The organism is Frigoribacterium sp. VKM Ac-2859 (assembly GCF_013204925.1).
Classification (GTDB): Bacteria; Actinomycetota; Actinomycetes; order Actinomycetales; family Microbacteriaceae; genus Frigoribacterium.
This window is the reverse complement of the sequence record NZ_JABMLC010000002.1, coordinates 1,259,133-1,270,331: the sequence shown is the minus strand read 5'-3', so window position 1 is coordinate 1,270,331 and position 11,199 is coordinate 1,259,133. Positions and strand designations below refer to the sequence as shown.

10 protein-coding genes are annotated in these 11,199 nt (G+C 62.2%); 4 read left to right on the top strand and 6 right to left on the bottom strand.

The window, feature by feature from the left end:
• Nucleotides 1–19 precede the first annotated feature (19 nt).
• Nucleotides 20–292 (top strand): hypothetical protein, encoded by a 273-nt coding sequence (locus tag HQQ78_RS13830; RefSeq protein ID WP_173154101.1) that lies wholly within the window; start codon nt 20–22, stop codon nt 290–292.
• 516 nt (nt 293–808) lie between these two features.
• On the opposite strand, the gene HQQ78_RS13825 is transcribed toward HQQ78_RS13830, so the two are convergent.
• Nucleotides 809–1,075, bottom strand: coding sequence for a hypothetical protein (locus tag HQQ78_RS13825; RefSeq protein ID WP_173154098.1), 267 nt, complete (start codon nt 1,073–1,075; stop codon nt 809–811).
• A gap of 756 nt (nt 1,076–1,831) precedes the next feature.
• Entirely contained in the window at nt 1,832–1,990 is a 159-nt protein-coding gene (locus HQQ78_RS13820) for a hypothetical protein (RefSeq protein ID WP_173154096.1), read from the bottom strand.
• 418 nt (nt 1,991–2,408) lie between these two features.
• Here HQQ78_RS13820 and HQQ78_RS13815 point away from each other — a divergent pair, with 418 nt between their 5' ends.
• The gene (locus HQQ78_RS13815; protein WP_173154094.1) at nt 2,409–3,233 is read left to right on the top strand and encodes a YfbU family protein; all 825 of its coding nucleotides are present in this window, start codon (nt 2,409–2,411) and stop codon (nt 3,231–3,233) included.
• Between the two features lie 183 nt (nt 3,234–3,416).
• On the top strand, nt 3,417–5,990 hold the full coding sequence (locus tag HQQ78_RS13810) for a DEAD/DEAH box helicase (protein ID WP_173154092.1): 2,574 nt from the start codon (nt 3,417–3,419) through the stop codon (nt 5,988–5,990).
• A gap of 300 nt (nt 5,991–6,290) precedes the next feature.
• Here the strand turns inward: HQQ78_RS13810 and HQQ78_RS13805 are convergent, their stop codons facing one another.
• Nucleotides 6,291–6,956 carry an RES family NAD+ phosphorylase gene (locus HQQ78_RS13805; RefSeq protein WP_371740436.1) on the bottom strand — a complete coding sequence of 222 codons (666 nt, stop codon included), beginning with the start codon at nt 6,954–6,956 and terminating at the stop codon, nt 6,291–6,293.
• Nucleotides 6,949–7,335 (bottom strand): hypothetical protein, encoded by a 387-nt coding sequence (locus HQQ78_RS13800; RefSeq protein ID WP_173154088.1) that lies wholly within the window; start codon nt 7,333–7,335, stop codon nt 6,949–6,951. Before HQQ78_RS13800 ends, HQQ78_RS13805 begins: the two co-directional genes overlap by 8 nt.
• A 262-nt stretch (nt 7,336–7,597) precedes the next feature.
• On the opposite strand from HQQ78_RS13800, the gene HQQ78_RS13795 reads away from it, so the two are divergent.
• On the top strand, nt 7,598–8,158 hold the full coding sequence (locus HQQ78_RS13795; protein ID WP_173154086.1) for a hypothetical protein: 561 nt from the start codon (nt 7,598–7,600) through the stop codon (nt 8,156–8,158).
• Between the two features lie 81 nt (nt 8,159–8,239).
• Here the strand turns inward: HQQ78_RS13795 and HQQ78_RS13790 are convergent, their stop codons facing one another.
• Nucleotides 8,240–8,581: a hypothetical protein gene (locus tag HQQ78_RS13790; RefSeq protein ID WP_173154084.1), complete on the bottom strand. Its 342-nt coding sequence runs from the start codon at nt 8,579–8,581 to the stop codon at nt 8,240–8,242.
• 599 nt (nt 8,582–9,180) lie between these two features.
• Nucleotides 9,181–10,569 (bottom strand): replicative DNA helicase, encoded by a 1,389-nt coding sequence (dnaB, locus tag HQQ78_RS13785; protein ID WP_043595340.1) that lies wholly within the window; start codon nt 10,567–10,569, stop codon nt 9,181–9,183.
• Nucleotides 10,570–11,199: the final 630 nt, after the last annotated feature.

The following is an 11,199-nucleotide window of genomic DNA, read 5'->3' as shown; positions in this document are numbered from 1 at the left end:
CCGTCAGCTGGGGCTCTCCTTGGCTGATGTGTTCGACATGAGCGGGATCTACCTTGTGACGACAATGTCGGGGTCTCGCTACCGGCTGAACCTCAAGGCGATGACCGCGGCCCGATTTCCCGACTCGGATGAATGCAATCCCCTCCGCCGCGATGCCGACGAACGACCCCTGCTGGGCCTCACCGAACCTGTCGTCGGGCACCCGATGATCCTTGTCTTGGACCTACGCGGTGACGGGATTGAAACCATTCGGGAAACGAATATCGTCACCTTGCTCGAGCGCCTCGAGTGATCACTGCCCCAGCGTCCTAGGTCGCGACTGAGGCGGGTAAGGGACGAGCGGACATCTTCAGCACGCGCTTGGTCGTGACGAGTCACAACTGAAACTTCTCGTCCGCGCCCTATCGCGGTCGAGAGGTCGCCTGGGCCTTGGAGCCTCGACCCACATGACGGGTGCACCTTAAGACTGCAAGACAAGAGAGCAAGGCACTCGACTATAGATTTATAGCTTTATCTGCGCAGCCACAAGGGTGTATTGGACGCGGCGGGGAAGGTGGCTGAGCGGCTTTTGACGCCGCGGAGTACTTCATTGACGGCGTCGCAGCCAAACTCGCGGCGGCTGCCACGACCTTCCCGCTCTGCATAGGGTCGGCGAGGGCTCGGGTCTATGCCCGGTCGTCTGAGAAGCACGGCCACCGTTCTCTCGTTGCGAACCTCACGGTGGAGCTGAGACGTTCTGCCCCGTGCCCTCGGCAAGCAGAGCGAAGAGGTGACTCCGCGGAGGAGCGGGCGGCCCGAACCGGGGCGCCTATTTGTGTCTCTTGGACAACTCCTTTACGGGCTTGCCATTGGTCCGTTCCCACCAGCGCCCGTTTGCATCTTGAAAGCGAATCTTGACGCGCATGTGCCCGCGAACCTGCTCGGGGTAGAAGTAGTTCGTCATCTCGACCTTCTCTCCTGGTCCAACCTCAGAGCCGTTCAGTCCAAAACGAACAGTCGTGTCGTCATCGAGAAGCAACCACGCTTCCAGCTCGGAGAAGACTTCGTCACTCGTCGAGACCAGGCGGATCGTCACGCTCCTAGCTTCCTTTATTACGTATGGCCCACTACGGGACGTACCGAGCAAGTCCGCCGGCCCACTCACGCTTGTCTCGGAGACAAGCTCGCCAGGAAGGCGCTGGGTTGGAGTAGTACCCCCTACAGGTGCGAGCAGACGGGCTTGCGACTTGCGCTGGTCACCCAGGCTCCGGGCGTAGAGAAACACGGCCCAGAAGAGAGCCCCGACTGCCCCGATGGCACCAAGCCACGTCGGAACGTCACCCCAGTTGATTGTCCAGTTACACATTCGTCCCCCAGATACGGATTGCCCTTGATGCCGATTGCAGCGCAGGCCCAGGGGCCCAGGACCCCCTGGCGCGCACCTTACTAGTGCCCGAACACCTGCAAGACGACCATTCCTGGGGCAGCGAGCATCAGGGCCAAGCGAGCCGCCCCAGTGCCGAGTTGGAGCAGCGCGTCAGCGCCGTCTCTCCTCGGGCCCGTTTTGACTCTTCGGATGGTGGGCCCTGATCTCGGTAATGCTGCCGTGGCCGTCCTCCTCTCTTCGGGATGAGCAGGCACCCCTCGGGTGACCGCGGGGACGCACGACCCGAACACTCTCCCCACTCGGAGATTGGTCAGCGCGCACGAAGAAGCCCGCGCCCGGCTGGGGGCCCGGAATGCGGGGGCTGCTGCTACCTAGCGGGTTAGGGACCGCCCGGCAGCTCTCAAACTGCTTGCGGGAAGCTGACCGGAGCCAAGCTACGAACGGCCCCTGACAGCTCTCTCGGGCTCAGTAGGGAGCAACCGAGGTCACGACGCGATCTCCAGGGAGCGTGGCGCGAACCTGGTCGATCGCGTTGGCCGGCGTCTGGGCGTTGACCTCGAAGGCCACGGCATAGACGCTCGCCTCGCCCTTGGGGCGGTGCCGGAGACCGCTACCCGAGGTCACGACGGCCACTCGTCCGGCTCGGGGTACAGCTGGCCCGTCAGGGCCGACAATTCGTGTTCGTGCTGAATCATCCACGCGACGGCGCTGTTCAGGCTGCCCTCTCGGCGTAGCCAGGGCCGGCCGCCGGCATCGTCTCGGCCGTGGGCGTAACAGTGGTAGGCGATCCCGCCCAGCTCGGGGCGCGAGAGGACGTAGCCAAGGGGCGCAGAGCGCACCCGGCGGACTTGCCAAACGCCGAACTGTCCCGGTGCCGGCGGCACAGCAAACGGGTGCGTCGGGATCGGCCGGCGCAGAATCAGTGCCGCGATGTCACCGGACCCTTGAACTCCCACGGCGGGAGCGTAGATCGACCCTCCGTCATTGAGCGCACCCCTCATACGGCTTGTATCGATTACGCGTTTACGTATACACTGCAACCATGACCAAGGTGATCAGTATCCGTCTCCGAGACGACATGTGGATCGAACTCAGTGCCATCGCGACGGAGCACGGCGTTGGGATAAGTGAGCACGCCAAGAGCATCCTGGCCGAGAGTTTGGACCGGCGAGACGATCGGCTCGGTGCCAACACGGTGGGTCAAGCGACGGTTCCCGAACAGCTGACAACTGTTGAGCGGCACACCCTCGCGACGCTTCATCGAATTCTCGCCAGACTTGTCGACAGCCCGTCCCGAACTGATGAAGCAGCGCGCAGCGATCTTGATTTTGACTTGGGCCGCGATGGCGATCAGGCGGACCAGATGCGGATCGCAAGGATTCTCGAACGAGGTTGGGTTAGTGAGTATCCGAGCGTCTTTGGAGATGTGGTCACGGAGTTGCCCCGACGTGACAGCGGGCTAGTCCTCGACATTCTGGATATGTTCCGATTTGTAGGTGTCTCCGTAGAGCACCTTGGGGCGGAGGATCGAGCGGCATTGGGTGACGACACGCTCAGGGGGCTCGAATTCGATGGCTTTGACGGCAACGATTCCTACGAGAGTGCCCTATTGGACTACGCGCGCGACCTCATCGAGCGTGGCAAATGGTCAATGCTGGCCAAGTACTTTGAGTCCGGCCACCCCTACGACGGTGGGAACTCGCACCACACAGCGGTCCCCGCCTACAGGCGAATGCTCGAAGCATACGAGCCCATCTGGCGCGAAAAGCTTCGAGCGGATCGGCACGACAGTCCGGGGGCTTTTGACTTGAGCCGCGACGAACTGGCTCGTGTTGCCGCCGCCCGAATGCACCCCAGTCGGCGATAGAGACGCCGGCACGCTGACGACCGTTTTAGACGTCGGGCATATTGAGGGCTGGGCGGGGCGACGTTTTTGACAGCCACGTCGCGCCTCGGAAGGGTCCGTCGAAGTTGCGAGCGGTAAGCCAGAATATATGGAACGTCCTGGAGCTTGATCGAGCGGATACCAGGGCGTGAGAGGAGAACACCGGTGGCATTCGTCGGCAAAGCCAAAAAGGCTATTCAGCAATTCGACACTCCTGAGGAGATGTACCTCAGCTCGACGATGCCGCGGACCGTCAGGGCGGTGCCGGGGTTGTGGTTGCATCAGGGTGACGTAATCCGGTCGTATGCGGAGGAGCACACCGAAACCGCCGACCTCGCGCTCGAACTCCCGACTGGTACCGGTAAAACACTGCCAGGCCTGTTGATCGGAGAGTGGGTGCGGCGAAAAGGTGAGGGGCCGGTCCTTTACGCGACGCCCACGACGCAGCTGGCCAAGCAGGTCGCGAAGACGGCAAAGCGGGAGGGCGTCCCTGTCGCTCTACTTATCGGTAGGCATGACGACTGGGATCAGGCCGATGAAATGGCGGTCGAAGCGGGTGAGATGGTCGGTCTCACGACGTACAGCTCAATCTTCAACACTCGTCCGTACGTACCTGTCCCCCGACTCATCATCTTCGATGATGCGCATGCAGGCGAGCAATTCGTTGGCCACAAACACGGCGTCGACATTCGCAGGTCCCGGGACGAGACTGCCTACCTTTCCGTACTGACGGCGCTAAAGCCGTTCTTGTCCGGGCTTCAGTTTCAGCGGTTGGAAGGGCCAGCGGATCCGGGCTCGCACCATGCGGTGCGCCTCATCGTGCCCGCCGTGGACCGGGATGCACTAGCGGCGCTTGACTCAACGCTGGCGAAGCTCGGGAAGCCGTACAAATACGAACACGCAATGATCCGTGCGGGTCTCGATTCGAGCCTTGTGTACTTGTCCTACGGCGGAATTCAGATCCGGCCGATGATCCCTCCCACATCTGAAAATAAGGTCTTCGCGCAGGCGCGCCAGCGCATCTACCTGTCGGCGACCTTAGGGTCCGGTGGTGAGCTGGAGCGGGCGTTCGGGCGCACGTCAATCGTCCGCATGCCACTAAAGTCCAAAACGGCTCCCCGGTCGGGGCGCCGACTGTTCGTCTTCCCCGACCTCGTTAGGGGAGGTGACAGCCTCGCTCTTACCAAGCAGATCGTGGCATTGACCGATAAGGCGCTGGTGCTGAGCCAGGACACGGTCGAACGCGCAAAGGAGGCGGCGACGCAGCTCGCCGGTGAGGGCGTTCCCGTTCTAGGGAGAGACGAGCTGGAGTCGCAAGGACTTCAAGCTTTCGCAAAAGCGCCGACCGGTGTGCTCGGGCTGGCGAACCGGTACGACGGGATGGATCTCCCCGACGATGCATGCCGAATAGTAGTGCTCGACGGGAAACCGGACGCCGTGGGTTTGCAGGAGAGATTCCTGAGCGAGCGCGCTGAGGCTAATTCTGCCCTCTCGGAACGCATTCGAACTCGGATCGTTCAGGGAGCGGGTCGCAGCACGCGGGGGCCAAATGACTTTGCTGTTGTCATCGTGAGGGGTACGGACCTCACGAAATACTTCGCACGTCCAGAGAACATCGCGGCTCTGGAGCCAGAGCTTCAGGCGGAGGTCCAATTCGGCTGGGAAAACAGCCGCGGCCACAGCGCCGACGACGTCTTAGAGAACGTGCAGACCTTCTTGGAGCACGAGGAGGACTGGCGCGTAGGTGGCGAAGACAAGGTTGCCGAGTTCCTCGCGGATGCAAGGAAGCACGAGCCTGCAGCAGCAGAACCGCTGGGTATGGCTGCGCCAATAGAGGTGGAGGCGTGGGAGCGGGCGTACGCCGGCGACTGGGTGGCTGCAAGCGACAAGCTCTACGAGGCAGTCACGCAGGTTGGCCCGGAAGCCACACGAGGTTACCGGGGCCTGCTTCTGTATATCGCGGGTGTGTGGATGTACCTAGGCGCGAAGGATGAGACGCAGCGCGCGAAGGCTCGTGAACTAATCAGGGAGGCGGGAATGGCCGCTAACCGTGGGACGTGGTTGCGCGAAATGCAGCCGCTACCGGGCGCGGCCGATGTCGACCTGGCACCGATGGATGTGATCGCTGTGAACAACATCGTGGCACGCCTTCGCGGGAAGCTGAAGACGGGACCGCTGAGGAGCAGGCTTGTTGAGATGCAGGCTGCGCTCGCACAGGACGAAGCGGAACGGTACGAACGGGGTCTTACCGACCTCGGGTCGTTCCTAGGCGCCTCCGCCGAAAAGCCGAAGGGCCAGGCGCGTGCGGACTCCGCATGGGAGTGGGGAACTGCGATGTGGATGACACTAGAAGCGAAGTCGGAAGAATACGACGACGGTCTCCTGCCAGTTAAAGACATCCGGCAGGCGAACACGCAGATGGATCAGCTCGCTGCCGACCGAAAGATGGACAGCGCGCCCGCCAGCAGTCCCACACTCCTGCTCTCAGACAAGCTCGCGGTCGACCCTCGGCACGCACCGATCGCCAACCGGAACGTCTATCTGAGTTCGCCGGCCATCGTCAGTGCAATCGCAGGTGATGCCGCTGCTGTTTGGGCAGACCTCCTGTCCACCGCAACGGGAAAACTGTCGGAGGTTGATCAGACAAGGCATGTTCGCGCTGTGCTCACCGACAACGGCTGTCTGCCGACCCAAGTCATCGACCGACTCACACAGAGCCGGATACGTCCAGGCGATTAAGCCCGGATCACAACTGCCGGAATCGATCCGGTCTATTAGTAAGCGGCCAGGCTCGGAGACGCAGCCTTCTCGAGCTTGTAGCTATGTGATCGGCAGAAAGGGGGGGCAGACAAGCCCTTAGTAAGTGATGCGCATGCGCATGCGCCGCTAGCGTCTGCGTTCTGGTTGCGTACGTTGTAGGTTCCTAGGAGACCGTCCCGCGTGAAGGATCACTGCAACGGCAGCATGGCGTGAGGCTGGCCGGACAGACCCATAGGCGACCACGACCTAGGACGTCTGTTTTAGGCGGGTGGCCGACGATCAGTGGATAGTTAGCCCGAAGTCTTTTGCTACTCGCGTGAGATCAGGATCCGCTTTCTCGATAGAGATCTTGCGTCCCTCGGAAAATTCGGTGCCCCCGAAAACTGCCCAGCACTCGTGAGTACCCACCTTCGACTCGTACCGAATACCCGAGAAGGCCAGGCGGCCTTCGCTGTCTTGTTGGACGTAAGCATATTGAGCAATGGCACGAGTTAGCAGTCGATTCGACCCGCGGACATGGGAGACGTCCAAATTGTCGATTCCCATCGCCGCGAGCACGGGCGCCATCTTCTCTGTCAGGAACGTGTGGGTGGCCGCCGCATCGACATCTAGGAAGGGCGCCGGTTCGTCTAGGTGCACTTCGACGAGGCGCCGTTGCATCCGCCATTCGGCCGGCACACTCCCGACAGTCATGTAACCGGAGTCGCCGTCCATCGGAAGCGCCTGCATTCGTGCCGTAGGTCTCATTCGAGCAATGGTCTCCGCGAAGGCGCCTGACGGCTTGCTCGCGGCGTAGAGCACCTCTCCTCCTGGCACATCAAATCGATTACCAGCAGTCGCTACCGCCGCGTCTACGGGATCGATGGCGGAGAAGTGCACGGGGGATGAGGCACGACCGACGCGCCACAACGAAGTGGGCGCCCCGGTCGTGGCAGGTTCAACCACCGTTTACGAACGCTCGAGCGGCAGCCATCGTTTCTCGGAACCGGCCTTCGGCGAGAGCTTCGGCGGGAGCCTCGTCTTCGAGCTGAGGGTTCATGCCCATAAACCAGGCCCGAATTGTGTGCTCCCCCTCGACGTTGGAGAGCAAAGCGAACACTTGGTAGGTGTTGCGTACAGTCCGCTCAACGTCGCTCGTCAAGCGCAGATTCTCGTCCGCAATCCAGCGCGAAACCGTTCGGGCATCTCGATCGACGATAAATCCAAGAAGATTCTTGCCAAGGACATCAGCGAGTCGGCGGACGATGTCCTCCGGGCTGACGGCCAGTGAGTCGTTGTGAGCGCTTGTTCGAGCGGTATTGGTCCGAATCGTCGTGGATGCCACAGTGTTCCTCCATAGCCAACTGGTGACGGTTGGCGTTCTTTCTACACCTTGGGGCGGCGTGAGTACTTTGGCGCGTCGCCCGCGTGTCGGGTAATTGTCATCGTATCTGACCTTCCTGTGGACACTATTCGTCTGAGATGCTCGCCGAAAGCCCTCCTTTTCCCGAGCGCTTGTCCCCCACACAAGCCCTTGGCTGCGGTGACAAACCGCGTGAACCGCCGAAGATCGAAAGATTCGTGGCACTCGGTGCGAGGATCGCGACGTGGATGTACTCGACGTTTTAGCTCTGGTGGTCGCGGCCTTCTCTCTGCTTGTCGCCTCCGTCGGTACGTTTCTGGCGAATAAGAGATCTAAGGAGGCGCTTGCTGCGTCTCAGGGTGCGGCGATCACCGCCCTCTGGTCAGCCCTCCAGGAGGCTGTCCAGCGACTCATTGGCTTCGATCCAACGGCTGAGCCCGTCGGCGATCGCTTAGCAAATCTACGGATCTCGATGATCGCCCTCGTCGATGAGCTTCCAGATTGGGCGGCCATGGATGATTGGCTTGAGATGGAGCGCAAGCTAGGAGCGACTTACGCGCGCCAGGTCCTCGACGCGTCCAAGCCCGACGATGACGTGGAGAGGCGTCTTCAAAACCTTGAACCGCTCATGACGTGGGCGCAGGCGCTTAGCTCGAATCTGCGGTTCCTGAAAGCTTCTGGATATGACCAGGCAGCCCTAGGCGACCTAACCACTGCGGCGCGAAATGCAGTGGCAGAGATCCACGAGGTAAACGGCTGGAATCTCCCACCCACAGCCAACCCGCGAATTCAACCCCTCCATTAGACAGCGGGCTGCCGTCAGCGCCCTAATAACGACCTGCCTCGACACGGGCCGTCTCCCGGACCTTCAGCCCGATGTGGTGTCTCAGGTGTTGGGAGTGGGGTCGGTACCAAAGAGCTGGCCGCCGAGATCATCATCCGTGTATCGCCACAACGGCATTGGGAGGTCGGGGTCCGAGCTGGGCCCCCGGAGTAGCCGGTAGCCCTCGGGGATTTTCTCCCACAGCCCCGCTCGGATGAGCCTGTCGACGGCGTCGTCGTCTGAGCCCGCCATATCTGACGCAACGTCGCCGGGAACAATACCGGTACGACCATGACTCCCAGTCCAGGCACCACTTGAGACGAACAGCCCCAGGGCCGCCAAACCACCCGGCCCTTTGAGGGCGTCCAGGTCATTTACATCGGAATGCCAATCGAATGTGCCCATGACTCGAGTATCCCTGACCTCCCTGCTCAAAAATGATGTCGTTCGAAGGAACCCCCCCCGTGTCTTCGCTGGCCGCTCCGGCGGGACTTCCCCCGTTGCCTTCACTCGGGGCTGTGTGACGGCAGACGATCGCCTCTCGCTGCCCAACAATGATCGACTGTCGAGCACGGCCCCGTTCGTCTCTGATTGTTAGGACCACGCAGGTAGGAGCACTGCCTGTGGAGCGTCAACGTCGGCGCCGTGACGTGAACCACAGGTCTCGCCCAAAGGCACCTGGTTACTGCAGTTGCCGCTTGGCCGCCAGGGCGCCCAAAGCAACTTGCGCAAGCATCCGCCGCTGCAACAGTTCCAGGCAAAGCGTTCTAGAGACGCCAAACTGCAGCTAAGGGCGAAGGTTCGCTTGGCTACCGCGGAAGCGCTGAAGCGGGAAATGCGAAATGCACTCCAGTGGCGGCTCTCCAGTTCGAGTGTCCGATGGAAAACTCGGCCCGGAGAGCTGCACTTGCACTCCTGGGATTAATCCAGGCGCTTTCTGCACTCACGTGCAACCCAACGTTGGATATGCAGCGGAGCGGTGGACCCTACAGCGAGGCGGTTCGCTAGCTGGGCATGTCCACGAAGCGCGAGAACATGCCGTGGAACGCCACGGTGATGGTGTCGGTGGGGCCGTTGCGGTGCTTGGCGACGATGAAGTCGGCCTCGCCCTGGCGGGGGTTGTCTTTCTCGTAGGCGGACTCGCGGTGCAGCAGGATGACCATGTCGGCGTCCTGCTCGAGCGAACCGGACTCTCGCAGGTCGCTGATCGCGGGCTTCTTGTCGGCACGCTGCTCGGGACCACGGTTCAGCTGCGACAGCGCGATCACCGGCACCTGCAGCTCTTTCGCCATCAGCTTCAGGGCACGCGAGAACTCCGACACCTCTTGCTGACGGCTCTCGACCCGCTTGCCCGACGTCATCAGCTGCAGGTAGTCGATCACCACGAGCTTGAGGTTGTGCTGCTGCTTCAGGCGACGGCACTTCGCCCGGATCTCGACCAACGTCATGTTGGGCGAGTCGTCGATGAAGAGCGGCGCGTCGTTGATCCGGCCGCGCACCTGCGCGATGTTCGTCCAGTCCCGCGCGTCGACCGTTCCTTTGCGCATGTTCTGCAGCGGCACGCTCGACTCGGCCGACATGAGACGCATGGCGATCTCGCTGCGCCCCATCTCGAGCGAGAAGAACACCGACGCCTGCCCGTGCTTGATCGACGCCGCCCGCGCCAGGTCGAGCGCCAACGTCGACTTACCCAGCGCCGGTCGCGCCGCCACGATGATCAGCTGACCCGGGTGGAACCCGTTCGTCAGCGCGTCGAGCTGCGCGAACCCCGTCGGCACGCCCGTCATCTGACCGTCGCGACCCTTGGCCGCCTCGATCTCGTCGATCGCGACCGTCACCGCCTCGTTCAACGGCACGTAGTCCTCGGTCTGCACGCCACCGGCCACGTTGTAGACCTCGGCCTGCGCGTTGTTGACCAGGTCGACGACCTCGCCCTCGCTCGCGTACCCCATCTGCACGATGCGCGTGCCGGCCTCGACCAGACGGCGCAGCACCGCCTTCTCGGCGACGATCGACGCGTAGTACCCCGCGTTCGCCGCAGTGGGCACGACGCCGGTGAGGGTGTGGAGGTACTCCGCTCCCCCGGCACGCGACAGGTCGGCGGACTTCATCAACTCGTCGCTGACCGTGATGACGTCGGTGGGCTCGCCGTGCGAGTACAGCCCCAGGATCGCGTCGTAGATGACCTCGTGCTTGGGCACGTAGAAGTCCATGCCGCGGACCGTCTCGATGACGTCGGCCACGGCGTCCTTGCTGAGCAGCATGCCGCCGAGCGCGCTCTGCTCGGCGAGCAGGTCGTGAGGCGGGACGCGGTCCATGTTGACGGGGCCACCACGGTCTCGATCGCGGGCGTTCGACGCATCGGGAGCGAGACCGAGATGGGCGATCGACATGGGTCCTCCAGCGAGAAATCGGGTGGGTGCGGGGCAGCACCGAAGACGCTTGGGGCAGTTCTACGACAGACCCCCGACATCCCCCTGCCGAACCGCCGTGACCCACCCCTGACGAGCGCGGGTACACCTTATGGACACCGAGTTCTCCACAGCAAATGCACCTGTGGATAACTCTGGGGAGAACAGGTGAGCAACGCCGGACAACCCTGGGGAGAACTGTGGATCACGCTGTGGACAACGAGATACTTCAGTTCGATTACCTGCCTTTGACCAGGGTTTTCTCAATTCCACAGTCGTGTGGAGAAAATTGTCTAAACCGGGGGTTGAGACATCCGATTTGACTTCTGACTGTGCACAAGGGATTTGACTTTCGGCCCATTCGACCGATAGCGACGCAGCCTGCGTTCAGCTTCCCGTAACCCCCGAAGGGGGGCCTGCGAAGAGCCTGGTCAGGACGGTATCGGGGACCGGCACCGCGCCTCCTGGGCTCGATCACGGCTGGTGAGAGGGCGGCCGGGAGGTCGCACCACGCGCGGGTCGGCCCGCAAGCCGAAGAACCCCGTTTCCGAAGAAGAACCACCAGGGATCGGGGTTCGTCTTCGGAAACGGGGTTCGAGGGGGAGCAGGTGC